We start from the raw sequence: 26,008 nt of genomic DNA on the forward strand, positions 1-26,008 counted from the left end.
TTTCTGGGATTTTAAGGCGAAACTCAAGGGGTTTCAGAAACTTCAATTGATTTCCACAAGACTCTTGATAGTGCGCTAACTCAGTGTGTAACGTGACTCACGTAGCCCCGACGTGGGGTGTCACGAACACAAGGGAGTGTTGTTCATGCAGAGAACTACAACTGGTATTCGTCGGAACAAAAAACTTGGCAGGGCTGCTCTGAGCGCTTCTGTCCTGACGGTCGCGGTGCTTGCGCTTGCTGGCTGTAAGGGCGGTGCTGCGGCGGACGACGCGGGGGACAAGGCTAGCGGTAAGGGGCTCGTCATCGGTTGGAGCCAGCGCGGCATCAGCGGCAGTGACTGGTGGAAGACCCTCGTTGAGGGCGGCCAGGCCGAGGCGGGCAAGATCGGGGCGCGCCTGGAATTGCTGGACGCCAACGGTGACACGGTGCGGCAAAACGCCGACGTGCAGACCCTGATCACGAAGGGCGTGGACGTCGTCGTTATGAACCCAAACGATCCGATTGGCGTCGGCCCCTCGGTTCAGGCGCTGAAGGATGCGGGCATACCCGTTGTGACAGTCAACTCCAGCGTAGACAAGTCTCTGGTTCCGGACATGTTCTGCTACGTCGCCGAGGACCAGGAGCACACCGGCTCCCTGGCCGGCGAAGTAGCTGCACAGCGGGCGCTGGAGAAGTACGGCGACAAGGGACAGATCAAGATCGTCGGCATCGGCGGCTTCCCCGGAGATGTGCTCAGCGACCTTCGGTTCAACGGTTTCATGGCCGGATGGAACCGGGTCATGGACAAGCACCCCGGTGTCACCACCGTGAAGCTTGACACCAAGTACGGGGAGTGGAAACCGGACAAGGCCCTGGCCCCGATCCGTGACGTCGCCACCGCCAATCCCGACCTCAAGGTCATCTACAGCATGAGCGATGTCATGCATGGCGGCATCGTCCAGGGCCTGCAGCAGGCCGGCCTCTGGGGAGATGGGATCATCATGGCCAGCTATGACGGCGGCATGGGAGCCATCAAGGAGATGGTGGACAACCCCAAGGGGCCGCTCCAGGCGGACGCGTCCAACCAGCCGTGGGACCAGGGAGCCGAAGCCGTGCGAATGGCGGTTGCCGCTGCCCAGGGTGACCAGTCCCAGTGCCCGGACAAGACCAAGTACATCGACACGACCGTGGTCACGCCCGCTGAGGCAGCCAAATACTACGTCCCCGGAGACACCTACGTCCGCGCCAAGGACTAAACCCGCCGGCCCGGACAGCAATCTTCAGCCGGCCCGCGCGGCCCCGAAAGTCCCAGATAAGGAACATTTATGTCCGCCAACAACCAGGCACCGGTGACATCAGCCACCGGGGCCGCAGGGGAATCCCTTTCAATCGCCCCGGAGCTCGAACTCGAGGGCATCACCAAGTCTTACCCTGGCGTGAAGGCGCTGAAGGGCGTCAGCTTCAGTGTCGGCCGCGGATCGATCCATGCGTTGGCCGGACAAAACGGGGCCGGCAAGTCCACGCTCGTCAAGATCCTTTCCGGCGCAGAATCCCCCGACACCGGGAGCATCCGCCTAGGTGGCGAGCTTCAGCGTTTCCGGGATCCAATGGACGCCCAGCAGGCTGGTATTCACACCATCTACCAGGAACTCTCGCTCGTTCCTTCCCTGTCCGTGGCCGAGAACATCTTTCTGGGCCAGCTGCCACTTCGCGGCGGGGCGGCGGTGGACTGGCAGCGAATGCAGGCGCAGGCACGGGCGGCCCTGGACCGGGTGGGCTTCGACCTTGACGTACGCCGCCCCGTCGGCAGCTACTCCACGGCAGAGCAGCAGGCAGTGGAACTTGCCAAGGCGCTGCACAAGGACGCGCGGGTCCTGTTGCTGGACGAGCCCACGTCCACGTTGCCGATGCCCGATGTGGAGCGGCTGTTCACCGTCCTCCGCTCGCTGTCCGAGCAGGGTGTGACACTGCTGTACATCTCGCACCGCATGGATGAGCTCTTCTCGCTCTGCGACGCCGTGACCGTGCTGCGCGACGGTGTGAACGCAGCGGATCTGAAGACGGCAGACTCCAAGCCCGCCGACGTCGTCACGGCAATGGTCGGAAAAAGCCTCGAAGGGTCCATTGCCGACGCCGCCCTCCGCGGCGAACGCTCGCCCAGCCTGGGCTCGGGCGCCCGGGAGAGGGTCATCCTCTCCGCCCGCGACCTCTCGGAACAGGGGTACGTAGACAAGGTGTCGTTCGAGCTGCGCGAAGGCGAGGTCCTCGGCATCTCGGGGCTCATCGGCAGCGGCCAGTCAGAACTGGCTGGCCTCATCGCGGGTGCGCGGCGGCGGACCTCCGGCGAGATCCGCGTCGACGGGAAGGCGGTGGAATTCCGTGCCCCCCGCGACGCAATCCGCCGCGGGATCGGGCTGCTGCCGCAGGACCGCAAAGCCGCCGGCTTCATCCCGGACATGGGCGTGGCCGGCAACATCACGCTGGCCAGCCTGCCGCAGTTCAGCCGGCTGAGCGTAATCCAGTCCCGGCGGGAGCGAGGCATGGCCGGGGAGATGGTGGCCCGGCTCGGCATGAAGGTGTCCGGGGTGAACCAGCCGCTCAAAACGCTGAGCGGCGGAACGCAGCAGAAGGCCATCCTGGCCCGCTGGCTTGTCCGCCAGTCACGCATCCTCGTGTGCGACGAACCGACCCGCGGCGTGGATGTCGGGGCCAAGGAAGACATGTACGAGCTCATCCGCGAGTTCGCGCAGGCCGGAGGAACCGTCGTGGTCGCGAGCTCTGAGATCACGGAGGCGATGATGTGCGATCGCGTCCTCGTGATGGCGCGCGGCCAAGTCGTCGCCGAACTCGACCATGACGACATCGACCCCTCCGGCAACGCCATCCTTGAGCGCTTCGCCTGACCGCCCCCTTGACCAGTTTCTATTCAGGAGAACAACCATGTCCCGGACCCTGTCGCCCCTGCCTCCCACCAGTGGCGCCCCCTCCCTATCCGCCGGCGTCGGCTCCCGCCTGCGGGGCAGCGCCCTCCGCGCCCTGCCAAAGAGCTACCTGATCCTTGTGCTCCTCGCGATCATCGCGGTGGGCTATTACGTCTCCGACGACTTCCTGACGTTCCGGAACGCTGAAAACGTGATCACGGCCGCCTCAATCGTCGTCGTGCTGGCCATCGGTCAATACTTCGTCATCCTGACGGGCGGCATCGACCTCTCCGTAGGGTCCATCCTGGCGATGTCCACGGTCCTTACGGCACTGACCTTGCAGGCCGGAATGCCCGCCGGCGCATCGGTGGTGTTCGTGCTTGCCTGCTGCGCTGTCGCCGGACTGATCAACGGCATCCTCGTCGTTTGGTTGAACATCCCCCCATTCATCGCAACGCTCGCCATGATGAGCGCCGTGAAGGGCTTCAGCTACATCATCCAGTCAACAAGCCTGATCGAAATCCGCGACCAGGAGCTCATCCAGGCCTTCTCCCGCGGCAGCTTCCTCGGCATCCGCAACCCCGTCCTGATCTTCATCATCGTTGCCGTGATCGCCGCTCTCGTGGCGAAGTACACGACGTTCGGCCGCTCCCTCTACGCGATCGGCGGCAACCCTGAGGCCTCAAGGCTTTCTGGCCTGCCGGTCGCGCGGAACCTGATCGTCACCTACACCATCTCCGGCGTTCTCGCCGGCCTGGCAGGCCTCGTCGCCGCGGCCCAGCTGCGGCAGGGAAGCTCGCTTATCGGCGTAGGTTACGAACTCGACGCCATCGCAGCCGTCGTCGTGGGCGGCGCCTCGCTCATGGGCGGCAAGGGCGACCCCCTGAACGCTGTGATCGGCGTGTTCATCCTGACGACCATCATCAACATCATGAACCTCGTCGGGATCTCCTCCGAGCCGCAGCTGGTAATCAAGGGCGCGGTGATCATCCTCGCCGTCTTCCTCTCCAGCGCAGGCGGCGTCCAAAGGATCTCCGCCTTCTTCTCCAAACATTTCCGGCGCACCCAAGCTGCTTAGTATCCAGGCCGCTTAACCGCCTACCCACCGTCCAACCCATCCAGCTTCAGAAAGCAGGAATCATGTCCATTCGCCCCTTAGGCCGCACCGGCCTGAATGTCTCCGATATCTGTGTCGGCACGAGTGCGCTCGGCAGCTTTCCCGCCCAGTACGGCTACGAAGTCGATGAAGACACCGCCGTCGCCACCATCCACCGCGTCTTCGACGGGCCCTTCACCTTCATCGACACGTCAAACGAGTACGGCGGAGGTGCCAGTGAAGAGCGGATTGGCCGGGCGATCGCCGAGCGCGGCGGCATCCCCGAGGGGTACGTCGTCGCCACCAAGGTCGACCCGGTTCCCGGCAGCACCGACTTCTCCGGAGACCGCGTCCGCCGGTCCGTCGAAGAAAGCCTCGAGCGTCTTGGCCTCGATAAACTCCAGCTCGTTTATCTGCATGACCCCGAGAAGATCTCGTTCGAGGAGGGAGTGGCCAAGGGAGGCCCTCTCGAAGCCCTTATCGATCTCCGGGACCAGGGTGTGATCCAGCACCTGGGCGTCGCCGGGGGACCGATCGATCTGGAACTGCAGTACCTTGCGACGGACGCGTTCGACGCCGTCATCAGCCACAACCGCTACACCCTCGTCGAACAGACCGCCGAGCCGCTCCTCGAGGAGGCAGCCCGCCGGGGAGTCGCCTTCGTCAACGCCGCCCCGTTCGGCGGCGGAATGCTCGTCAAGGGACCGCGGGCCGTCCCGCGGTACTGCTACGCACCTGTCGACCAGGCGACCATCGACCGGGTTCTGCGCATGGAAGCGCTGTGCGGGCAGTACGGCGTCCCACTCGCCGCAGCAGCCCTGCAATTCTCGGTGCGCGATGAGCGCGTGGCATCCACCATCGTTGGAATGTCCCGCCCGAGCCGGGTCGAGGAGACCCTCCGCCTACTCAACCATGACATCCCGCAGGAACTCTGGGACCAGCTCTTGCCCCTTGCAAGTGCCGGCCGGAACGGCATTGAAGCCGCGACGGTCTGACCACCGGGGTGCGAAGCAGGAATTACGAAAGGAAACGAAGCAATGACTAGGAAGAAGCAGCCCGAGCCGGTGGATGTCGTCATCGTCGGCGCAGGCGCCGGCGGGGCCACCGCGGCAAAGGTGCTGTCCGAGGCAGGCCTGAAGGTGGTGGGCCTCGAGCGCGGGCCATGGCTGAAGCCCGAGCACGCTTCAGGCGACGAGCTCAAGTTCCTCAACCGGAACTTCATCTGGCAGGACCCGAAGGTCAAGCCGAGGACCTACCGCCCCAACGACAAGGTCGAGGCGGAAATCACCAACTTCTCCGCTACGCCTCAGGTCGTCGGCGGCGGCACTACCCACTGGGGTGGCATGGTTCCGCGCATGGCTGAGAGCGACTTCAAGCTCCGAAGCCTGCACGGTGATGTTCCGGGCGCGAGTCTGGTCGACTGGCCCATCTCCTATGACGAGCTGGAGCCGTACTACACGCGGGTCGAATGGGAGTTCGGTACATCGGGCCTGGCAGGGGCGAACAAGTGGGAGGCGTGGCGCAGCCGTGGCTACCCGACCAAGCCGTCACCGCTGAGCCAGATCGGGCGGACCTTTGCCACCGCTATGTCCAAGCTCGGCCATGGCACCTTCCCTATGCCGCAGGGCATGGTCACCGAGCCCTACCGGGGCCGCCAGCCCTTCAGTGAAAACGGCTTCTGGCAGCAGTATCCCGACCCCGGCAACGGCAAGTCCTCCACGCTGATCAGCTTCATTCCCGACGCGGTCGCCACCGGCCGTTACGACCTCCGCCCCGACTCCTATGTCAGCGAGATACTCGTCGGCAAGGACGGCCGCGCCACCGGTGTCCGCTACCAGGACGAGGACGGCGACGAGTTCGTCCAGCACGCGAAAGCCGTGATCGTCTGCGGCGGCGGCATCGAGACCCCGCGCCTGCTGCTCATGTCCAAGTCGGGGCTCTTCCCGGACGGCCTCGGCAACGGCAGCGGCATGGTCGGCAAGAACGCGACCTTCCATCAGTACTCCTTCTCGGTCGGCCTTTTTGACCGTGAGGTCAGCGACCCGCTGTACGGGTGGGCCGGCCACTACATGAGCCTGTGTTCGTTCGACTTCTACGAGACAGACGAGAGCCGCGGCCACATCCTCGGATCGCTGATCTTCCCGTCGATGATCGGCCACCCGGTGAACTGGAGCTTCCCCGGCCGGCCCACGTGGGGCCAGGCGGCGAAGGACGCAGACCGCGAGTTTTTCAACCACAGCATGAAAATCGGGGTCCTGCTGCATGATTTGCCGGTTGAGGACAACCGGGTCGATCTTGACCCGAACGTTAAGGACGCCTGGGGTCTGCCGGTGGCCCGTATCACCCATACTCCTCACTCCAACGACTTTGCCCAGGAACGCTGGCAGGTCGCCAAAAACGGGGAAATCCTTGAGGCCGCCGGAGCGAAAAAGGTCATCCCGGTCAATATGGAACGGATCACGGGCAACACCTCCCACGAACTGGGCACCGCCCGCATGGGCAACGATCCGGCAACGTCCGTCGTCGACCGCTGGTGCCGTTCCCACGAGGTACCCAACCTCTACGTTTTCGACGCGAGTTTCTTCCCGACCGCGACCGGCATCAACCCGGCCCTGACGATCATGGCGAACGCCTGGCGGTGCTCTGACCGTATCCTCCAGGTCGACCGCCACGGCTGGTCCGAAAACTGACCCACACTTCACAGATACGAAAGGACACATCTCACATGGGACAGGCGGAATGGGCTACGGTGCCCATCTCAACACGGGACGTCGACGGGCCGGTCTTCTTCACCGATCACGAGTGGAAGACGATCGAGGCCGCAACGGCCCGGATCATCCCCACGGACCACCACCCGGGCGCGCGTGAGGCCAAGGTCGTACGCTTCATCGACCGGATGCTGGCCGGAACACAGTTCATCTTCCCGGCTGCTGACGGCAACGGGTTCCTCCGGATGGAAGGCCGCGACGAGGCCGCGTGGCAGGAGCGCATCAAGCAGCGCCGGGAGTTTTACCGCGAGGGCGTCGTGGAGTTGGACCGACTGGCCAAAGAGCGTGCCGACGTCGAATTCCTCGAACTCCCGGCAGAGGACCAGGACGCGGTGCTCGAGACACTATCGGGTGCGGCGAAGCCGCACGCATTCTCGCTGGAGCACTCCGAAACCGGTCTTGGGGGCGCTCCGGCAGGCAACCAACCGGTCAACGAGGATTTTCTGGAGTTCTTCCCGCTGCTGGTGCTCAACACCCGCCAGGGGTTTTACGGCGACCCGGTGTACGGAGGCAACGAGAACCGCGTCGGGTGGGGGGTCATCGGCTTCGACGGACCTCCGTCGCTGGCCTCCACCATGGACGGCAGCTACACGACCCGTAAGTACATGGTGGAAGGGGCGGAGTGGCCGTACGATCAGCATCCTGAAGTCCTGCGGTACCGGCGCCCATGACAGGTGGCGCGCCGAACGGTGTCGCCTTCCGGGGCTCGTCGAGGGGAGCCGGGGATAATGGAGTGGTGTCCACGACCCCTGCCCCCTCAGAAGCCCGAAACTCCAACGGGCGCGGGGAGCGCCTGGCCTCCAGGTCAAAGGCTCCCCGGATGTCCGACGTTGCCCGGCTGGCCGGGGTCTCCCAGCAGACGGTGTCACGTGTTGTCAGGGGAGCGACCAACGTGGACCCCGACATCCGTCAGCGCGTGGAGCACGCCATCTCACAACTGCGGTACCGGCGAAACCCGGCGGCCGCGGCGCTCGCCAGCAACCGGACCATGACGATCGGTGTTGTCAGCTTCGAACTCTCGGTCCTGGGCCCAACAGTGGCCCTGTACGGTATTTCCGAGGAAGCCCGGCAACATGGCTATGCGACGCGTTTAGTCACGCTGGCCAGTCTCGCACGCCGGGATATCAGGGCTGCCTTCGAATCCATCAATTCGGACACGGTTGACGGCGTGATCGTGCTCGCGCCCCTGCTGGATGCGATCACGGTGCTCGAGGACCTCGACATCGGCGTCCCTGTGGTGACCTTCCAGCAAGGATCCCAGCCGAGCCCGACCAGTGTGTCCGTTGACGAAGTACGTGGTGCCCGGATGGTCGTGCGCCACCTGCTGGACCTCGGGCACGAAACGGTGTGGCACGTCCAGGGCCCGCCGGGCTGGATGGCAACATCCTCCCGCGTCCAGGGATGGGCAGCGGAACTGCGGGCGGCTGGACGCTTCGTTCCGCAGCCGCTCGCAACCTCCGACTGGTCAGCCGCCGAGGGATACCGCGTGGGCCGAGAACTCGCTCAAAAGAAGGACGTCACAGCAGTCTTCGCCGCCAACGACCCCTTCGCACTGGGAGTAATCAAGGCCATGGACGACGCCGGACGCAATGTACCGGGCGACGTCAGCGTGGTTGGCTTCGACGACGTCAAGGAAGCACCCTACTTTCGGCCGGCACTAACGACCGTGAAGCTCGATTTCGAAGCCATCGGCCACATCGCTGTAAGCCGCATCCTGGCCATGATCAAAGAAGAGGCCGAGGGAGACATCCCTCTGCTGGAACCGCTCCTCATACTCCGCGACACCACGGCATCGCCCCGAAGCCAGCACTAACACCCACCGTGCTGGCTGCCTCCACCCCTACCCAGGGCTGAACTCCCGACCCAGGTGCCCAATGGCCCCCGGTCCGCTCCCCAAAAAGAGGGAGCTCCAGGTCTTGCAATTTCCTACCTAACCGGAATACCGTGAGTTAGCGCTAACTCAGGTACTCGAAGAAGAGAAAAGAGAGAAAACAATGGTCGATCCATTTGTCGTCGTAGCGGTTTCGCCGCGGACCATCAATGTGAAAAATCCCGGCGACGGCGTGGCCAACGTCAAGCGCATCAACGAATTCATCGACACGGCGGTCATGGTCGGGGCCTGGGAGGGCTCTCCGGTCAAGCTGGTCGTCCTGCCCGAAATGGCAATCCAGGGCATGATCGCCAACACGCCAGGGAACCGGGAGAAGGAACGCCACTTTGCCGTGACGATCCCCGGGCCGGAGACGGACGAGTTGGCGAAAAAAGCCGTGGAACTCAACACCTACATCGCTGCCGAGCTGTACATGGTCAAGGACGAGGACTTCCCCGACCGCCACTTCAATGTTGCCTTCATCATCGATCCGCAGGGCGAGATCATCTACAAGCGTTACAAGGCCACCAGTGATGCCTACGAAGGCGGCATGCTCGGCAATATGAACCCGCACGACGTGTGGGACGAGTGGATTGAAAAGAAGGGAAACGGCAACGCAATGGACGCCATCTTCCCGGTGGCGAAGACCGAGATCGGCAACATCGGGTACGCGATCTGCCACGAGGGCGTCTACCCTGAGGTGCCGCGTGGGCTCGCGATGAACGGTGCCGAGATCATTATCCGGGGCACACTGATCGAGCCTGCCGTCCAAAACGGCATGTGGGAACTGCAGAACCGCGCCCACGCCATGTTCAACTCGGCGTACGTCGTCGCTCCGAACCTGGGGCCCGAAGTCCGCGAGGACGGGAGCATGCAGGACCTGTTCGGCGGCCAGTCCATGATCGTCGGTCCACGAGGCCAGATCCTCACGAAGCAGCAGGGCTGGACCTCGGGCGACTCGTTCGTCTGCACCACAATCGACATCGAAGCGCTCCGCCGGGCCCGTGTCTCGAATGGTCTGTACAACCAGTTCAAGGACCTGCGGACAGAGCAGTACAGCGTCATCTACGACAACCCGATCTACCCGAAGAACCAGTACCTCGACGCACCGCCGAGCGAAGGCTGGCTGGCCCGGGAAGACTCAACACGGGCTGCCAATATCGAAAAGCTCATCGAGCGCGGTGTTCTCACGCCGCCGTCTGGCTACAAGGCCTAACGTGGGGGAATTGGCCGGGAACACGTCTTGTGTCCCCGGCCAATTCCACGATGGCGGCCATGCCCGCCGGGGACCGCGCATTGCTGACTCGTGCCGGCCGCTTCAGCTGTAGCACATGTGGTGCCGGAGACTTAGGTGCCACCCAGCCCGCATAGATTACTCAACTGTGTTCATCATCGGACCGAAGAGGATGCTCAATGACCCGCCAGCCGCTGACCGGCGAACACCATGAATCAGGGCCGAAAGAAGCAAGAAGACGCGACCGGCCTTCACTGCGGACCGCTATTCTCGGTTTCGGGATATCCGGCCGTGTCTTCCATGCCCCGCTGATTCAGGCAGACGATTCTTATGTTCTGGAAGCCATCGTCACTTCAGACCCAGAAAGGACTAAAGCTGCCCGGGCAAGTTATCCGCATGCCCGGATCATTCCCACCCCTGAGCAGCTCTTTGCCGAGGTTGACGAAGGGGAACTGGTCCTCGACGTTGTCGTCATCGGCACACCTCCCCTCAACCACAAAAAGCTGGCCAAGGCAGCCCTCGAACGGGGCCTGCACGTCGTTCTCGACAAACCCTTCGTCCCGTGCTCTGCAGATGGTGAAGAGCTTGTCGCTGCGGCGGCTGACGCCGGCCGGTGTCTGACCGTGTTCCAGAACCGCCGGTGGGACGGAGATTTCCTTACCCTCAAGCAGCTGATTCGCGACGGGAAGCTTGGCAAAGTCCGGACCTTTGAGTCCCGCTTCGAATGGTGGATGCCGGATGGGTTCCGGAACTGGCGGGACACAGCCCTGCTGGCCGAGGGCGGAGGGATACTTCACGACCTCGGCGCCCACCTGATCGACCAGGCCATTCAATTGTTTGGCCCGGTATCGGAAATCTACGGGGAAACCGCGCGGTATGACGATCCAAAGAAGTCCGACGCAGACCAGGATGCCTTCCTCTCACTTCTGCACCGCTCCGGCACACGATCCCGCTTGTGGATGAATGGTAATGCTGCCCGGCTAGGTCCCCGATTCCATGTCCTCGGCTCCCAAGCCGCCTACACGAAATGGGGACTCGATGGACAGGAAAAGGCGCTACGGGAGGGCGTGCTTCCAACCGATTCTGAATATGGCATTGAACCTCCGGAAAGTTGGGGGAGATTAGGCATTCCTGGATCCTTTTGGGACGAGCCGACCCGCCGGGGAGACTATCCGCAGTTCTACGCGCAGCTGGCGCATGCCTTGCAAACGGGCAGCGCTCCTCCTGTTGATCCCAGCGACGCAGTTGGGGTCCTGAAAATCATCGAGCAGGCTCGCCGATAATCGTGATTCCGTCAATCTGCTTGGTGCAACCCTGTTTGTGAAATAGGGCAGTCATTGAGGGTTACTACGGAGGGGCGTTCGGAAACGGCCACAAACTTCTTCCGGCGGCCCAAACGTGCTCCGCAATCACGGTTCCGTGCAGCCTAGGTTCGCTCGTGTGCGAGGCGGTTGCGGCGCTCCTTCTCGCGTTTGGAGTACGCGGCCGCGCGGATTGCTTCCTCCGACTCCAGGCCGGTGCCAAGGGCACCGCCGACGGTCGCCGCCGACGCGACAAACCAGGACAGGACGAACAGGTCGCCGTAGCCTAGCGTTGCGTGGAGGTAGCCGCCCATTACGGCCGGGTCGAGGACGAACAGTGCCCAGGCCAGGTTGACGAGGTAGAGCGCCAGGTAGCAGATGAATATCCCAATGGTCAGGGTTACCAGTGTCGAGGTGTTGTAGAGGCGTGACCTTTCCCTGGCGTCCCTAGAGCCGTCGTCGGGTCGGTCCCACAGTGCGCCGTCGATCACGAGCCAGGCAACAACGAGGGAAATGGAGGCGATCGTCGCCACTATCAGGCGCCACGGTGACAGGGAGCCAGCGAGTAGCCAAACCGTTGAGTTGATCGTGGCCACCGCCCCTGTTGTCAGCGCTGCCACGAGCGCGGACTTGAGCCCGGGCACGAGGAGCCACGGACGGTTCGCAAGCACCATTCCCACGAGCAGTCGCCAACGGCTGGTGAAGCGGGGCAGCGGCTCGCTATGCCCAGCCTGTGCATTGCCTGCCATGCCGCTGACGAGCGCACGCACGGCATGCCGGGCACGCGCCCGCATGCCGAACCCGCCGAGTGCCGGCAGCGACAGCACTGCTGTCTGCTGCCGTGGGTCGGTCTCAGCGAGCAGATATCGGCCGTCATCCTCGTCACGGAACGGAAGTTCAGTCAGCCCGATAACGATGTCCCATTCGTGCTGACGGGCGTGATCCCGAAGCCGTGCCAAGGCAGTTTCGACGTCCTCGCAATCCATGGCGAATGGTTCGCTCACGATCTCGATGTCCCAGGGTTCGCGATCCTCGCTCGGCGGCTCAAGGTCACTCAGCAGGCGCGCGATCTCCGTAGGCGCGGCCGGGTCCGCCAGCAACCCGACTCTGATCCCCTTCGTCACGGCAGGCTGCCGCAACGGGCAGGGGTGAACTTTCTTGGCACGATTTTTCTCCTCAGCATTCAGCGCAACCTGCGCGGGCGGGCTTCCGTGTCGCTTTTCTTAACCCGGTCCTGACCGCGGTCTCATCAACTTGGTCACGAACCTGGGTCAGGGATGACGCGCGGGTGTCACCAGCGCACGCGACGCTGGTGACACCCTTTGTCCCCACCCTGGGTGAATTGCTGTCAGGCTGTGCGGTGTTTTCGCAGTGCCCGGACCGCGGCAACAGCACCCAGGCCCGCCAGTGCCCAAGGGGCACCGACGATGAACGGGTCAATCCACTGGTGGTTGACGTCGGCACGTTTTTGACCGAACCGTGAGCGGACACCGTGGGCCGAGAACTCGCTGAGCACCCCGCTTTCGGTGACGGGGTTGTCGGGGCGCAGCGTAGCGAACGAGCGGAGGTGGTGTTCCCAGGCGTCGACCCGGTCGGCAGCGATGAGCAGCAGCCAATGCGCAGCCCGTCCCTCGCTGTACTTGTAGGCGTACTTCCGGATAGCGCCCGACACCCCTGCAGGAGGTGTGGACGTCCCGAACACGGGAGTGAGGAAGGCGTGCTCGACGGACCGTTCCCGGGGCCATTTCTCCGGTTGGCGTTCGGGGAAGTCCCAGCGCGCGCCGGTCTCGATGCCGGGTTGCTCGCGGGGGTAGGAGGGCCGGTCGGCCGGGTCAACGTCTGCGCCCCATCCGGGGATCCGGGCCCGCAGCTCCTCCGCGGTTTCCTGCGGGGCGGGTTTGCCGGCGACGTAAGGTGTGGCTGTTTCAGGCATGGTGCGCTTCCCTTCAGGACTGGCCGGCGACAACCAGCGGCTTGATGATGTTGTCCAGTTTGGCGGAGAAGATGTGGTAGCCCTCTGCGATGTGTTCCAGCGGGATCCGGTGGGTGACGATGTCGCTGGGCTTGAGGTAGCCGTTGCGGATGTGCTCGAACAGCCGCGGCCACTGGCGTTTGACCGGGCACTGGTTCATCCGCAGCGTCAGACCCTTATTCATGGCGTCGCCAAACTTCACGGCGCTGAAAATCGGTCCGTACGCGCCCACCACGGACACCGTGCCGCCCTTGCGGACCGAATCGATGGCCCAGTTGAGGGCGATGGGGGAGCCGCCCTGCAGCTTAAACTTGCTGCTTGTGACGTGCTGGAGAAAGTTACCGTCCGCTTCGGCCCCCACTGCGTCAATCACGACGTCGGCCCCCAGGTAGTCGGTCTCCTTCTTCAGGTGCACCACGATGTCGTCATACTCGGCAAAGTTGTACGTTTCGGCGTGCGCGAAGGACCTTGCCTTTTCCAGCCGGTACTCCAGGTGGTCGATCACGATCACCCGCCCGGCGCCCATCAGCCAAGCGGACTTGGCGGCGAACAGTCCCACCGGGCCTGCGCCGAACACCACCACGGTGTCGCCCTCCACGATGTCCCCGAGCTGGGCGCCGAAGTAGCCGGTCGGCAGCGCATCGGTAAGCAGCACCGCGTCCTCTTCGTCCATCCAGTCAGGAATCTTCGAAGGTCCCACGTCGGCGAAGGGGACTCGCACGAATTCGGCCTGGCCGCCGTCGTAACCCCCGCAGGTGTGGGAGTAGCCGTAAATGCCGCCCACCGCCGTCGCATTCGGGTTGACGTTGTGGCAGTTGGAGTACAGGCCCCGGGCACAGAAGTAGCAGGAGCCGCAGTAGACGTTGAACGGCACCATCACCCGGTCTCCCACCGACACGTTCTGCACCGAGGAGCCCACTTCGTGCACGGTGCCCACGAACTCGTGCCCGAACGTCATCCCGACACGGGTGTCCGGCATCATGCCGTGGTAAAGGTGCAGGTCGGACCCGCAAATCGCGCCCCTGCTGACCCGCACGATCGCGTCGTTCGGGTGCTCGATCTTCGGAATGTCTTTTTCTTCGACCCGCACTTTGTACGGGCCTCGGTACACCATGGCGCGCATCAGGGCCACGTCCTGGAAATTACTCGTTTCGACATCGAAAATTTCTCCCTCTCGGTCTCTCTCAGGCACCGGCCGGGTGGAGGACGACTTTTGTCCAGCCGTCTTCGCGGCTGTCGAAGTTTCTGTAGCCCTCGGGGGCCTGGTCCAGCGGCAGTTCGTGGCTGACGATGAAGGACGGGCTGGCCTTTCCGCCGGCGATGAGGTCACGCAGGGCCCGGTTGTACTTCTTGACCGGGCACTGGCCTGAGCCCATCGTCTGCCCCTTGAACCAGTAGTTTCCGTAGTCGAAGGCCACCTGGCCCTGCTGCTCAAGTTTGTCGGGGCCTCCAGGGTCCTGGGGCAGGAAGACGCCGACCACGCCCAGGCCGCCAACGAACCGCACGGAGTCCACGAGCCGGTTCAGGGTCATGTTGGGATGTTCGGTTCCGCCCGGGTCGTGCGCCTGGTAGCCGACGCATTCGCAGCCCCGGTCTGCGCCGAATCCCATGGTCTGGTCCTTGACGAACTCGACAGGGTCCACTTCCGCATCATTCACAGGGATGGCACCGATCTGTTCCGCCAGCTTCAGCCGGTCCTTCTGGCGGTCCACCACCATGACTTTTCCGGCGCCTTTGATAATGGCCGAGTAGGCCGCCATGAGTCCGACCGGTCCAGCACCATAAATGACCACGGAGTCGCCCGGGTACACCCCGGCCAGCTCTGTGGCATGCCACCCGGTAGGGAAGATGTCCGCAAGCATGACATAGTCGAGCTCTTTCTCCTCGGAGTCCTCGCCCAGACGGAGGCAGTTGAAGTCCCCGTACGGCACGCGCAGGTACTCGGCCTGTCCGCCCTGATACGGGCCCATGTCCGCGAACCCGTAGGCTGCGCCCGCGAGCTGCGGTTCAGGCTGCATGGTCAGGCAGTAGTTCGTGAAGCCACGTTCGCAGTTTTTGCAGAATCCGCAAGCGATGTTGAACGGCAGCACCACACGGTCGCCCACTTTTACCTTGCTCACGGCAGGGCCGGTCTCCACCACCTCGCCGAGGTTTTCGTGGCCGAAGGAGCGGCCGGTTTCGAAGCTGGTGCGGCCTTCATACATGTGCAGGTCCGACCCGCAAATGTTCGCCGAGGTGATGCGGACCAGCACGTCGGCGGGGTGCTCAATTTTGGCGTCGGGGATTTCCTCGACGCTGACGTCGTTCGGTCCTTTGTAAATTACTGCCTTCACGGTTCGCTCTCTTCCTATGTCCACCCTGCAGGCCGCGCACATGTGTCGTCCAAGGGCACAAGTCACCCAGGTACGCGTGCATGAGCCGCAAGGGAGGGGATACGTATAGGACCTCTAAGTCCACCCAAATGGGCGGGAGACCCAAGGATTTATGGTGGCTGGCTGCCCCGGAAAACCCGGCTGACCAACCCCTTCGCGAAATAGATTCTGGACGAGCCTTAATGCTAAGCACCCTTACTAGGGATGTCGAGGGGTATCGGGAAACGCTGGGAAAATCACGTGCCCATGTGCGTTCCGCTGGCGGTCGTCTCGTCCAACACGTGTCGGGCGTACTGAAGCGGAAGGTCGGTCAGTGCGACACCCGGTGCATACCCCCCAAATTTGCTGCCTGTCAGAATCGGGACTTTGCTCTGTCCTCAGCGGGCATGATGTCGAATCGCGGAGCCGTCGAAGGCCGGCATTTACCGGAAAGGATCCAGGCTCCTTAGCAAACCTGCGATGTGTTCGCGGCCGAATTGTTTGTACACAAACTATTTGGTACGTTGTTTCAGTTCCGCCCGGAGGGGCGCCCCCAATCCCCTCCGGGCGGAACGTGCCGTGCGGCGCGTGAAGGCTTTGATCCGCCTCACCAACTCCGCGTCTGTCGACTGACAAGCACAACACAGTTCTTTGTAGTGGTTTGCGCCCCGGTCCAACCGGTCGGTGGAAGGAAGGACGAACCGTTGGCAGAACGAGAAAGATTCCCAGGCTTTCCTGCGAGTTCTTCAGCTCACGCTGTATCCGCTTTCGAGAGCGGCGAAACCTTTCAGGAGCGCGATGTATGGATTGCAGGACCGGAAACTGTGCCAGCCGGGAGTCGCGTCCGTCTCCAAAGCCGCGGCCGGCCCTTGCTTAACGGTGTCCTGGATGAATGGATGCCCGACGGGTCCGCTTTCTGGATCTGGCTGGATGCTGGAGCAGGGCGGCGCCTTATCCATGAGGACGACGGTGTCGAGGTGGTTGCGGAGCCTCTGTCTCACACGTAGGGGGTGCACTTTGAGACCGCCCGAGAATTGCATCTTGGCGAATCAGCAATTTGTAACATTCGGCTCCCGGGTGCGTGGGTCTAACCGCCGTGTTAACTGCGTAGGCTGAGGTCATGCGAAAAGATTTTGATCCCGCCGAGCTGTCTTCGCGGGATTTTTACCGGCTGTTGACGGCCGTTGTTGTTCCCCGTCCGATCGCGTGGGTCTCGAGCAGGTCGGCGGAGGGCGTGGACAATCTTGCTCCACATTCGTTTTTTACTGTTGCCTCAGTGGATCCGCCGGTCGTCCAGTTCACCTCGGTAGGGGAGAAGGATTCGCTGCGTAATATCCGCTCGCGGGGAGAGTTTGTGGTGAACCTGGCGCCGGCCGGGCTGATGGCCGAGGTCAATGCTACGGGGACGAATTTTCCACCCGATGTGAGTGAGTTCGATGCGGCGGGGGTGACGCGGGAGGTATGCCGCACCGTGGGGGTGGCCAGGGTCGCGGAGTCGCCGGTGGCGCTGGAGTGCCGGCTGCACAGTACGGTGCCCGTTGGTGACTGTGTTCTGGTGTTCGGGGAGGTCACGCATGCCGTGGTGGATTCGGGCGTTTTGGATGGTAGCCACCCAAGGATTGATCTGCTGGAACCGCTGGCACGGTTAGGGCTTGATGAGTGGGGCACGACGGGGTCTGTGAGGGAACTGAAGCGGATTCGCCGGGCCGATTGGCCCGGCGGATTCCGGCCTAGGGACCGCACGGACGGCTGAGCCGTTGCGGGGTGCCTGTATGGTCCCGGGCACCCCGCAACGGGGCTTGTGGGTTTAGCCGAGGCCGAGCTGGACGAAGATGAGCCAGACGACGAGCGGCACGAGGCCGATCATCGCGATCGCCCAGAGCAGCAGGGCCCGGAAGAACATGCGTTCATCCTTGGGCTGGGCGCTGGCCATGAGCAGTGCCCCGCTGGTGGACATCGGACTGACGTCCACGACGGAGGAACTGATGGCGATCGCCGTGATCACGCCGATGGGGGAGAGCAGTGGGTCCGTTGCGATGGGAGTGACGATCGGACTGATCACGCCGAGGGTCCCGGTGGTGGAGGCGAAGGCGGAGACGATCGCGACCACGTAGCTGGCGATCAGGGCGGCGAGGGAACTGTCGCCCAAGCCGGCGATGCCGGTCTCCAGTTCCTTGAGGGCGCCCATTTCTTCCAGCAGGCCCACGTAGGTGACGATGCCGGTGACCAGGATGATGGCGGACCAGGGCATGCTCTCCACTGCGGTCTTCTGCACGCCGGGGTTCACGCAGATCAGCACCAGGGCGACGACGAGCGAGGCCACTCCGACGTCGATGCCCAGGACCGTCGTCAATACCAGCAAGGCTCCCAGGCCGATCAGGGTCAAAACCCGTATTGGCGTTGCCGTGACCTTGACCGGGCCCTGACGCAAGGCGGGGTCGGTCGTCACCTGCGCCGGCGCTGCAACGGTAAGCACGGAGGCGCCCGAGTCGCCGGCAGAGCCCCGAGCCGCCCCTGGAACTACGAGGTCCTGGCAGCCATCGGCTCCGGTGGCAGCCGGTTCACGGCCACCTTCCCGTGCAGCTCGGCGTTTCATGATCCACTGCACGAGGACGTAGGCGAGGACGGCGAGGACAGCGTTGAATACGAAGCAGTAGACGTACAGCTTCAGGGAATCGGCGGATGCTCCTGCCTCGTCGAGCATGACGTTGGCGAGCACGCCGAAGGGGTTGACCGGTGAGAATGCGCCGGCGTTTGCGCCCTGGACGATGACGAGGCCCATGGCCAGGGTGCTGATGCCGAACCGGAGACCAAGGGCCAGGGCAACCGGCGCGACGATCGCAATGGCGGCCGGCGTGAATGCCCCTGCCGAGGCGAGAACGGCGGTCAGCAGGAACATCAAAATGGGAACGAGCACCTTGCGGTCGCCGGCGAGGCGCTCGGCCCAGTAGGCGAGCAGGTCGATGGTGCCGTTGATCCTCACGATGGCGAAGAGCAAGGTGGCACCGACGAGGATGAAGAACAGGCCGGCCGGGAATTGGCCGATGACGTCCTTAATAGGCATGCCCACCAGCAGCGTGCCGACGCCGAAGGCGGCGACGAGGGCGATGAGTCCGGCGTTGACCCTGGTGAACGAGCCGATGGCAAAGGCCGCTACCAGGATGAGGAACGCGATGAGGGATAGCGACATGGCGGCTTAGACGGTTGTGCCGGTGAGGGCGCGGACTCCGGAAAGAAGGCTTCCGGCACCCTTAATGGCCGGCGCGTGCCCGAGGGTTTTGAGGATCTCGTACGTTGTGGCCGTCGCCGCGGTGATGACGGGCAAGCCGAGTTCATCTTCAACGGCCTGGACCGCCGGAAGTGAGGGCATCTGGACGCAGGCGGAAAGGACAATGGCCTCGACGCCCTCGCGCTTGAGGTTACGCGCGATGCCGGGCAGGTTCTTCGGGTCCAGGCAGCCGACCGCCAGGTTGTCGGCTACTTCGAGGCTGGTTGCGTCAAGGACGCTGATTCCGGCGCCCTCGATGTACTCGATGACCATCTGGGTCAGCGGCTTCATGTACGGGGTGATCATGGCGATCTTCCCGACGCCCATTTCCTGCAGGGTTCGTACCAGCGCTCCGGCGCTGCTGGTGACCGGCGCCGGATGCCCGTTTCCTGCGGCGGCCGCGGCGATGACCTCTTCGGATCCGGCGTGGGCTCCCGGCCCCTGCGCCATGACAGCGACGAGGCAGGCGTAGGCGATGACGTCCACGTCAGCGTCCGACACGGCTTCGGCGCAGCCGGCCGCCTTGCCCACCATGGCCAGAAGCTCTTCACGGTTGACGGTCTTCATGCCCGCCCTGGCCGAATGGAAGGTGTACTTGTGCCCGGTGGCCTCGGCCTGCCGGCGGAAGAGCTCAGGAAGCTCAGTTTCCATGGTGGTGTTCGAACTGGGAACGATCAAGCCGATGCGCGAGGCGCCGGGGCGCTTGGGCTCGGGGGCGGTTTCACAGGTGATTTCAGGAATGCTCATGGTTTCTCCACGACGTTGTGCTGATGGGTAAACCCACTATCTGGGTTGCCATCCCATGATGTGGGCGTATCGGCTAGAATGTCAAACAGATCACAGGCCCCCTTGGGGAGAGCCGCCGAGCGGCCGCTTCCGGTCTGCCTAGGATGGAATCCGCAGGACGGGGTAAAACGGCAGAAAGGAACACCGTGGCATCGGATCAGGGTTCAGGCTCCTCACCTCTACTGGTGCTGCATAAGGTCGCCGAGATCCTCGACTGTTTTTCAGTCGCCGAGCCTGAACCGACGCTCCAGCAGATCATCCGGCAGACCAGGCTGCCTTCCAGCACCTGCCAGCGGCTCGTTCAGAACATGGTCCGGGAAGGATTCCTGGACCGCGAGGGAGACCGGTACCGGATCGGGATTGGCATGGTCCGTTGGGCCGCGCCCGGAACCATGGGGCTCGACCTCGTCAAGCTGGTAAAACCCGTGCTGCAGCAGTTGCGCGACGAGACAGGCGAAAGTGCATGCCTCTACGTCAGGGACGGGGCGTTCCGAACCGTGGTCGCAGTCGCAGAAACCCGCCACGTAGTAATGCGGCCATTCATGGTCGGAATGGTGATGCCCCTTCACGCCGGAGCCCCTGGCAAGATATTTCTCGCGTATGACCCCGATGCCTGGAGTTCGTTGGCGGAAGTGGAATTGAGCCGCTACACACCTGCCACTCCCGACACCCTCGAGCTCCTCCGGGCGCAGGCGCAGGTGGCCCGGGAGCAGGGCTACTTCGCAGCCTTCGGTGAGCGCAACGAAGACGTCGGATCGGTCAGCGCACCCGTTTTTGACCACACCGGCCGGCTCGCCGGCGTGCTGGGACTGGGGTTTCCCACCCAGCGCGTAACGCCCGCTGACGTGCCCAGGCTGGGTCCCATTGTGGCGCGTGCCGCCGCCGCCGCGAGTAACGCGCTGGCCTACCAAAAGGTTACGCACGGGGACTAAGGGCAGTGCGTCAGCCGTCCCAGGTGGTGTGGACAGTGTGCACACCCTTGGCCTCGGATTGGATTGTTCAGGCATCGAACTGGTTCGGATTGGGACGTTTTCGGGAGAGTGGCGGGTTTTAAAGGTGGCGCCCGGTTCGAGTCCCACCTTGGGCAGGTGTTTTCCCTGTCCAGGGGCTTTTTAGCCTCTGAGTGTGCACATTTTGCGTTGTGAAGGGCCCCTTCGGGGGCCTTTTTCATTACTGGCCGGTGGTGTGGCCGGTGGCCTTCTTGTCTTCCTGGATCGACCGGTTGCCGTTCCATGCCTCTTCATGGGCGTTGATGGTGCTGCCAACATGACTTGGAAAAATTCGGTGCGGGGTTCATTGTTGCTTCGTTGGGTATTCACCTGGTTCCTGCCTGCCCCGGGGTGTGACGCACCCCTAGCGTCGATACAGGTGCCGTGGCGGCCGCCACATTTGTGGATGGCTGCGGCACGGCTGCCTGTCGAATTCGGGTGGCGGAGGCATTCCTGCCATCTATCTGATTCGCTGACCAATGAACCTGTTTCAAGGGCCCGATGAGCCCGGGTGACATAGTGCTCAACCCGGCGGGTCAGGAGTTGGGAGTGGAGCGTCTGTTCCCGAATCTGGCTCCGCCGGCGCGGGCGATACCTTTCTGCCCGGTGGGGTATGGAGCAGGGCGCGCAACGTCTGGATGGTGTCGGCTTCCGCGGCCGTCTTGTCGTCACGGTAGCGCTTGACGCGTGCGAACCGAAGGGCGATTCCCCCCGGATAGCGGGGAGAGCGTTGTACGCCGTCGATGGCGATTTCGACGACGGTGACCGGCTCGGTCCACACCGTACCCGCCGTGCGCCGCACCTGCAGATCCAGGAACCTTTCGGTCTGCCATTGCAGCAGCGCGTCGGTGAGGCCTTTGAAAGTCTTGCCCACCATCACGTAGCCGCCGGGTTCGCCGAACTCGCCAACAGGGTCCAGGGCTCCGAGGTGCAGGTTCGACAGCAGTCCGGTGCGCCGCCCTGACCCCCATTCGCAGGCGAGCACCACCAGGTCGTAGGTGAGCACCGGCTTCACCTTGATCCAGTTCGAACCCCGCCGCCCGGCGGCGTAGGCCGAGTCCACTGCCTTCACGACCACACCCTCATGGCCGGCGGCCAGCGCATCGCGCGACACTCTCTCGGCAACAGCCGCATCTGCAGTGATTGTCCCCGGGATGCGGTGACCGGGGGCGATGCGCTCGAGCACGCCGATGCGTGTGGACAGCGGCTCGTCGAGCAGGTCGCGCCCGTCGATGTGCAGCACGTCGAAAAACCACGGATGCAGCAGCGTGGTGCGCGCCGCGTTCGCCCCGAACCGGGACATGGTCTCCTGGAACGGCCGGGGGCCACCGTCCTCGTCCAGGGCTAGAGTCTCGCCGTCGAGGATCACATCGCGCACGGGCAGTCCGCGCACCACCTCCACCACCTCAGGCAGCCGATGGGTCACTTCGGCCAGGGTGCGGGTGTAGATGCGTACGTCGCCGCCGGCACGGTGAACCTGGATGCGTGCGCCGTCGAGCTTGTATTCCACCGACGCTTCCCCCGTCGCCTCCAGCGCCTCGCTGGCACTGGCCGCGGTTGCGGCGAGCATGGGCTGCACGGGACGCCCGACGACGAGGCCGACAGCGTCAAGCTGGGCCGCGGTGCCCGTGATCGCCAGCAGGGCGGTCCCGCCGAGATCGCCGGAGAGCATCGCTGCGCGGCGCACGGCCTCGACCGGCCGGCCGGCGGCGCGGGCGACCGCATCCGTCAGTACTCCTTCGAGTGCACCGGTACGAAGTTCTCCGAGCAGCACGCCGGCGATGAAGGCCTGCTCTCGTTCGGTGGCTTCCGCCATCAGAGTCCGAAGGGTGGCGGCGCGTTCCACGGTCGAGCCAGCGCCCGCGGCTGCCTGCAGCCGGTCCAAAGCAGCGTCGAGGCAGGCAATAGTGAGATTCGGCTCAGGAGCGGGCTCGCCCCTGGCCGCCCTGATGCCGCTCCAGCCGATCCCGACCCGGCCCTGGCGAGGCTTAGCGGTGAGCAGGCCGACCGCCGTCGGAATGTCCGCGGGGTCGAGCCGGAGCAGCAGGTCTGCAAGTTCGTTGACCTTGGCGAGCCGGGAGCGGGTGGCCGCGACGGCTTCCAGGGTCCTCACGAGCACGTCGAGCAGCATGGCACCAGTCTGTCACGGCCGCTGGCTATGGACAGCGATTAGGCCCTGTTCCAGAATGGGCGCGTGGGAATCATCATCGCCAACCTGTTTGTCACCCTCGACGGCGTCTACCAGGCGCCGGGCGGCGGCGAGGAAGATACCGCGGGCGGTTTTGCCTTTGGTGGCTGGCAGGCGCCGGTGTCCGATGACGAGGCCGGCGCTGCCATCGGCGAGGAGATTGGCCGCATGGACGCCCTGCTCCTCGGCCGGAAGACGTACGACATTTTCGCGGCCTACTGGCCACACCAGTCCGGCGAGATCGGCGGCACGCTCAACCGAGTGCCCAAGTTCGTCGTCTCCAATTCATTGGTCGCTCCGGCGTGGGCGGGCACCAAGGTGCTGCCAAATGCCGAGGCAGCGGGACGGCTCCGTGAAGAGTTCGATGAGGTGCACATGTTCGGCAGCGGCGTCCTCATCCGGTCGCTGCTGGCGGCGGACGTGCTCGACCGCCTCCACCTCTGGCTCTATCCGATCACCCTCGGGCAGGGCAAGCACATCTTCGACGCCGGAACCGTCCCCGCCTCCTTCCGCCTCGCCGAACCGGCGCGCACCTTTCCGAAGGGGGCAGTGTCGCTGGTCTACGACCGGGCCGGCAGCGTGGAGACGCAGGACATGCCGGGCGCCTGATGGGCGAGGCTTCTGGCGGACCTGGATGAAGCTCGCGCATTCGTCGGAGATCGTGAAAGCTCGTAGAGAAATTGAGCATCGGCGCGCATGTCGCCATCGAGTTCAGATTGAATGACAGCAGCCGTTCCAGAGGCCGAGAGTCTCCTCCATCGCCATCCGCGATGTTCAGCGGCGGTCGAAGGTGAGGCCGCCAGGGACTTGGAAGGTGGGCATGATCTCGATCATGCCGATGTTGACGTGACGCGGGGTTTCGACGGCGTAGTCGAGGGCGTTGACGATGTCGTCGGTAGTGAGGGATTCGTAGCCTTCGTAGTAGGTCTTCCACGCCTCTTCCATGGCCTCGGGACTTCCGCCCATGTTGCGGCCGAAGATTTCGGTTTCGACCCTGCCGGGGCAGATTTCGGTGACGCGGATGCGCTTTCCAACCGTGTCGTTGCGCAGCTGGCGCGAGATCTGGTGCACGGCAGCCTTCGTGGCGTGGTACGCGGTGTGGCCGTAGAAGTTGTAGACGCCCGCGATCGAGCTCACGTTCACGATGTGGCCGAGGTCGCGCTTCACCATTCCCGGCAGGATCCGGCGCGTCAGCTGGAGGAGACCCCGGAGATTGACGTCGATGATCTCGTCGAGATCCTCCTCTGATGAACTGAGAATGTTCCCCGGCCGGGAGACCCCGGCACAGTTGACGAGGACGTCGACCTCGAGGCCGCCGAGCTCGGCCGCGATCTCCGCAGTCTTCGTGAGGTCGAGGACATGGGGGACGGCGCCGGTGCGATCCGCGAGCTCCTTGAGCCGCTCCTCGTTGCGGGCGACGGCGTGGACGGTAAGCCCGCGCTTGGCGAGGCGTTCGGCGATTGCGGCCCCCATTCCGGTCGAGGCTCCGGTCACGAGGGCGGTCTTGTAGTCAGCGAAGGGCATCGGTTTCTCCCGGGTAAGGACGAGGCTGTGCGCCAGGGGCACGGCCGAGTGGTTTTGTGTGGTGGGTGGTGGATTCGCTCGGGTGACCACCGCGTCCACCCTTGCGGGGCGGCCGCTGGCCTATGGACCAAAGGCCGCCCCAGTCGCGGTCGTGCTGCTGCACGGTCAGCTCAGGCGGACGTCAACCCGTGACTACTCCGCGCCAGGCTTAGCAGCGAGATCGCGGGTGGCCCTGCTCGGGAACGCGGTCGCGGCCGTGACGGCGGCCTTCTCCCGCTCACTCTGATGCACGTCGTCGAGCTCCTTGAGCGTGTACTTGCCGGTCTCCTTAGCAGTGAGCGCCGAGATCCCCGCGAAAACCATGAACCCGAGCGCGACCAGGGACGGGCCCACCCATCCCTTGAGGTCGGCGCCCGCCAGTGCTGTCGCGAGAACGGGCCCGACGACACCCGATATGGCGAAGCCGATCTGGGTGCCAAGGGCGAGCCCGGAGACGCGCAACCGGCCGGGGAACATCTCTGCGAAGAACGACGGCCAGGACGCGTTCACCATCGAGTAGAAGAGGGAGTAGTTGATGATGCCGAAAATGAAGATCAGCGTCCAGTTGCCGGTCGTGATTGACCAGAGGTAGGGCGCCATCGTGATGCCTGCGCCGACCGTTCCGGTGAGGAACATCGTCTTGCGGCCGATTTTGTCTACTAAGAATCCTGACAGGGGGGTGATTCCGAGGGCGATCACGGCCGAGATTGTCGTCGTCAGGAGCATGGTCGGTTTGTCCAGCTTGTATCCGGCGGTTCCGAATGCAACCGAGAAGGTCTGCATCATGTAGCTCGTGCCCGCGATGAGCGCGCAGAATACGATCCGGGCCACGGCGCGCCAGTGGAAGCGAAGGAGCTGCTTGAGCGGGGCGACGTTCGCCTTGGTGGACTGGTTCTCGATGAACTCAGGCGGCTCCTGGACGTGGCGGCGGATCAGGTAGGCGGCGACGACCACGAGGGCGGAGAACCAGAACGGAAGCCGCCAGCCCCAGGTCAGCAGCTGCTCCGAGGGCATAGCGGCGATAGGGATGAAGACCAGCAGCGTGAGCAGCGTGCCGGAGGAGGAGCCCAGTGTCGTGAAACTTGCGATGAACCCTCGACGGCGGTCCGAAGCGTGCTCCAGGCTCATGGTGATCGCGCTGGGCTGCTCGCCGGAAAGGCACAGTCCTTGGATGACGCGGATCAGCACGAGCAGGATCGGAGCAAGAGGACCGATCTGGGCGTACGTCGGCAGGCAGCCGATCAGGAAGGTACAGCCGCCGATGCCGAACAGTGTCAGCATCATGACGAATTTGCGGCCGCGGCGGTCGCCCATCGGTCCCAGGATGAGAGAGCCGAGGGGGCGTACCGCGTAGCCGACCGCGAAGGTGATCATGGCCAGCAGCACGCTGATGCCCTGGGGCAGCTCGGGCGAGAAGAAGAGGACGTTCAGAATCAACGCCGACGAGGTGCCGTACACCGCGAAGTCGTAGTACTCGAGTGTCGTGCCGATCCAGGCCGCGATTGCCGCCCTGACCGGGGTCTTCTTGGGAAGTGTGGTTTGAGTCATTTCGTCTCCATTGGCGATGGGTGAACAGCGGCCTACCGGTACACGTGGGCTGCGGAAGGAGATCTCGAATGGGATGTCCGGTTGGTCAGACATCAAGCTAGCGTTTGAGGCGCGGGCCACACAAAGACAGCTTTTGTGTTCCTACATAGCGATCCGTTATGGCTGGGTTTCG

General features: G+C 63.9%; 21 protein-coding genes. 12 read left to right on the forward strand and 9 right to left on the reverse strand.

From position 1 onward, the window contains the following. Positions 1–145: 145 nt before the first annotated feature. From ACFRAH_RS00660 to ACFRAH_RS00700, 9 genes are all read left to right on the forward strand, one after another. Entirely contained in the window at positions 146–1,237 is a 1,092-nt protein-coding gene (locus ACFRAH_RS00660; protein WP_377988931.1) for a sugar ABC transporter substrate-binding protein, read from the forward strand. A gap of 69 nt (positions 1,238–1,306) precedes the next feature. Beyond that, the gene (locus tag ACFRAH_RS00665; protein WP_377988933.1) at positions 1,307–2,884 is read left to right on the forward strand and encodes a sugar ABC transporter ATP-binding protein; all 1,578 of its coding nucleotides are present in this window, start codon (positions 1,307–1,309) and stop codon (positions 2,882–2,884) included. A 37-nt stretch (positions 2,885–2,921) separates the two neighbouring features. Beyond that, positions 2,922–3,980 carry an ABC transporter permease gene (locus ACFRAH_RS00670; RefSeq protein WP_377988935.1) on the forward strand — a complete coding sequence of 353 codons (1,059 nt, stop codon included), beginning with the start codon at positions 2,922–2,924 and terminating at the stop codon, positions 3,978–3,980. A 62-nt stretch (positions 3,981–4,042) separates the two neighbouring features. Next, entirely contained in the window at positions 4,043–4,993 is a 951-nt protein-coding gene (locus ACFRAH_RS00675) for an aldo/keto reductase (protein ID WP_377988937.1), read from the forward strand. Positions 4,994–5,035: 42 nt separating this feature from the next. Further along, positions 5,036–6,688 (forward strand): GMC family oxidoreductase, encoded by a 1,653-nt coding sequence (locus tag ACFRAH_RS00680; RefSeq protein ID WP_377988939.1) that lies wholly within the window; start codon positions 5,036–5,038, stop codon positions 6,686–6,688. Between the two features lie 35 nt (positions 6,689–6,723). Further along, positions 6,724–7,437 (forward strand): gluconate 2-dehydrogenase subunit 3 family protein, encoded by a 714-nt coding sequence (locus ACFRAH_RS00685; RefSeq protein WP_377988941.1) that lies wholly within the window; start codon positions 6,724–6,726, stop codon positions 7,435–7,437. 149 nt (positions 7,438–7,586) lie between these two features. Then, positions 7,587–8,579: a LacI family DNA-binding transcriptional regulator gene (locus ACFRAH_RS00690; protein WP_377988942.1), complete on the forward strand. Its 993-nt coding sequence runs from the start codon at positions 7,587–7,589 to the stop codon at positions 8,577–8,579. Between the two features lie 181 nt (positions 8,580–8,760). Next, positions 8,761–9,852, forward strand: coding sequence for a nitrilase-related carbon-nitrogen hydrolase (locus tag ACFRAH_RS00695; RefSeq protein ID WP_377988944.1), 1,092 nt, complete (start codon positions 8,761–8,763; stop codon positions 9,850–9,852). A gap of 197 nt (positions 9,853–10,049) precedes the next feature. Beyond that, positions 10,050–11,153, forward strand: a complete 1,104-nt coding sequence (locus tag ACFRAH_RS00700) for a Gfo/Idh/MocA family oxidoreductase (RefSeq protein WP_377988946.1) — start codon at positions 10,050–10,052, stop codon at positions 11,151–11,153. Positions 11,154–11,296: 143 nt separating this feature from the next. Here ACFRAH_RS00700 and ACFRAH_RS00705 read toward each other — a convergent pair whose 3' ends face one another. The 4 genes from ACFRAH_RS00705 to ACFRAH_RS00720 form a co-directional block, all read right to left on the reverse strand. Next, on the reverse strand, positions 11,297–12,295 hold the full coding sequence (locus tag ACFRAH_RS00705) for a hypothetical protein (RefSeq protein WP_377988948.1): 999 nt from the start codon (positions 12,293–12,295) through the stop codon (positions 11,297–11,299). 224 nt (positions 12,296–12,519) lie between these two features. Next, on the reverse strand, positions 12,520–13,104 hold the full coding sequence (locus ACFRAH_RS00710; protein WP_377988950.1) for a hypothetical protein: 585 nt from the start codon (positions 13,102–13,104) through the stop codon (positions 12,520–12,522). A gap of 13 nt (positions 13,105–13,117) precedes the next feature. Beyond that, positions 13,118–14,266, reverse strand: a complete 1,149-nt coding sequence (locus tag ACFRAH_RS00715) for a zinc-dependent alcohol dehydrogenase (RefSeq protein ID WP_377989194.1) — start codon at positions 14,264–14,266, stop codon at positions 13,118–13,120. Positions 14,267–14,327: 61 nt separating this feature from the next. Then, the gene (locus ACFRAH_RS00720; protein WP_377988952.1) at positions 14,328–15,476 is read right to left on the reverse strand and encodes a glutathione-independent formaldehyde dehydrogenase; all 1,149 of its coding nucleotides are present in this window, start codon (positions 15,474–15,476) and stop codon (positions 14,328–14,330) included. Between the two features lie 1,138 nt (positions 15,477–16,614). On the opposite strand from ACFRAH_RS00720, the gene ACFRAH_RS00725 reads away from it, so the two are divergent. Continuing rightward, a complete protein-coding gene (locus ACFRAH_RS00725; RefSeq protein WP_377988953.1) occupies positions 16,615–17,247 on the forward strand; it encodes a flavin reductase family protein in 633 nt (210 codons plus the stop codon). Between the two features lie 54 nt (positions 17,248–17,301). On the opposite strand, the gene ACFRAH_RS00730 is transcribed toward ACFRAH_RS00725, so the two are convergent. Then, positions 17,302–18,684, reverse strand: coding sequence for an SLC13 family permease (locus tag ACFRAH_RS00730; RefSeq protein ID WP_377988955.1), 1,383 nt, complete (start codon positions 18,682–18,684; stop codon positions 17,302–17,304). 6 nt (positions 18,685–18,690) lie between these two features. Further along, on the reverse strand, positions 18,691–19,509 hold the full coding sequence (locus tag ACFRAH_RS00735) for an Asp/Glu racemase (protein ID WP_377988957.1): 819 nt from the start codon (positions 19,507–19,509) through the stop codon (positions 18,691–18,693). A 185-nt stretch (positions 19,510–19,694) separates the two neighbouring features. On the opposite strand from ACFRAH_RS00735, the gene ACFRAH_RS00740 reads away from it, so the two are divergent. Next, a complete protein-coding gene (locus ACFRAH_RS00740; RefSeq protein WP_377988959.1) occupies positions 19,695–20,480 on the forward strand; it encodes an IclR family transcriptional regulator in 786 nt (261 codons plus the stop codon). Between the two features lie 580 nt (positions 20,481–21,060). Here ACFRAH_RS00740 and ACFRAH_RS00745 read toward each other — a convergent pair. Continuing rightward, on the reverse strand, positions 21,061–22,668 hold the full coding sequence (locus ACFRAH_RS00745; RefSeq protein WP_377988961.1) for an ATP-dependent DNA ligase: 1,608 nt from the start codon (positions 22,666–22,668) through the stop codon (positions 21,061–21,063). Positions 22,669–22,731: 63 nt separating this feature from the next. Between ACFRAH_RS00745 and ACFRAH_RS00750 the strand changes: the two genes are divergently transcribed. Further along, positions 22,732–23,334, forward strand: coding sequence for a dihydrofolate reductase family protein (locus ACFRAH_RS00750; protein WP_377988963.1), 603 nt, complete (start codon positions 22,732–22,734; stop codon positions 23,332–23,334). Between the two features lie 165 nt (positions 23,335–23,499). Here the strand turns inward: ACFRAH_RS00750 and ACFRAH_RS00755 are convergent, their stop codons facing one another. Both ACFRAH_RS00755 and ACFRAH_RS00760 read right to left on the reverse strand, forming a co-directional pair. Next, positions 23,500–24,249: an SDR family oxidoreductase gene (locus ACFRAH_RS00755; RefSeq protein WP_377988965.1), complete on the reverse strand. Its 750-nt coding sequence runs from the start codon at positions 24,247–24,249 to the stop codon at positions 23,500–23,502. Between the two features lie 192 nt (positions 24,250–24,441). After that, positions 24,442–25,836, reverse strand: a complete 1,395-nt coding sequence (locus ACFRAH_RS00760; RefSeq protein ID WP_377988967.1) for an MFS transporter — start codon at positions 25,834–25,836, stop codon at positions 24,442–24,444. Positions 25,837–26,008 lie beyond the last annotated feature (172 nt).

The sequence above is a fragment of the Arthrobacter sp. NPDC056727 genome (genome assembly GCF_042790555.1).
In the GTDB taxonomy this organism is placed as follows: domain Bacteria; phylum Actinomycetota; class Actinomycetes; order Actinomycetales; family Micrococcaceae; genus Arthrobacter.

Coding starts and splice junctions, on each gene's coding strand:
- ACFRAH_RS00660 (WP_377988931.1), top strand. CDS start 146: ATGCAGAGAACTACAACTGGTATTCGTCGGAACAAAAAACTTGGCAGG.
- ACFRAH_RS00665 (WP_377988933.1), top strand. CDS start 1,307: ATGTCCGCCAACAACCAGGCACCGGTGACATCAGCCACCGGGGCCGCA.
- ACFRAH_RS00670 (WP_377988935.1), top strand. CDS start 2,922: ATGTCCCGGACCCTGTCGCCCCTGCCTCCCACCAGTGGCGCCCCCTCC.
- ACFRAH_RS00675 (WP_377988937.1), top strand. CDS start 4,043: ATGTCCATTCGCCCCTTAGGCCGCACCGGCCTGAATGTCTCCGATATC.
- ACFRAH_RS00680 (WP_377988939.1), top strand. CDS start 5,036: ATGACTAGGAAGAAGCAGCCCGAGCCGGTGGATGTCGTCATCGTCGGC.
- ACFRAH_RS00685 (WP_377988941.1), top strand. CDS start 6,724: ATGGGACAGGCGGAATGGGCTACGGTGCCCATCTCAACACGGGACGTC.
- ACFRAH_RS00690 (WP_377988942.1), top strand. CDS start 7,587: ATGTCCGACGTTGCCCGGCTGGCCGGGGTCTCCCAGCAGACGGTGTCA.
- ACFRAH_RS00695 (WP_377988944.1), top strand. CDS start 8,761: ATGGTCGATCCATTTGTCGTCGTAGCGGTTTCGCCGCGGACCATCAAT.
- ACFRAH_RS00700 (WP_377988946.1), top strand. CDS start 10,050: ATGACCCGCCAGCCGCTGACCGGCGAACACCATGAATCAGGGCCGAAA.
- ACFRAH_RS00710 (WP_377988950.1), bottom strand. CDS start 13,104: ATGCCTGAAACAGCCACACCTTACGTCGCCGGCAAACCCGCCCCGCAG.
- ACFRAH_RS00715 (WP_377989194.1), bottom strand. CDS start 14,266: ATGCGCGCCATGGTGTACCGAGGCCCGTACAAAGTGCGGGTCGAAGAA.
- ACFRAH_RS00725 (WP_377988953.1), top strand. CDS start 16,615: ATGCGAAAAGATTTTGATCCCGCCGAGCTGTCTTCGCGGGATTTTTAC.
- ACFRAH_RS00730 (WP_377988955.1), bottom strand. CDS start 18,684: ATGTCGCTATCCCTCATCGCGTTCCTCATCCTGGTAGCGGCCTTTGCC.
- ACFRAH_RS00735 (WP_377988957.1), bottom strand. CDS start 19,509: ATGAGCATTCCTGAAATCACCTGTGAAACCGCCCCCGAGCCCAAGCGC.
- ACFRAH_RS00745 (WP_377988961.1), bottom strand. CDS start 22,668: ATGCTGCTCGACGTGCTCGTGAGGACCCTGGAAGCCGTCGCGGCCACC.
- ACFRAH_RS00755 (WP_377988965.1), bottom strand. CDS start 24,249: ATGCCCTTCGCTGACTACAAGACCGCCCTCGTGACCGGAGCCTCGACC.
- ACFRAH_RS00760 (WP_377988967.1), bottom strand. CDS start 25,836: ATGACTCAAACCACACTTCCCAAGAAGACCCCGGTCAGGGCGGCAATC.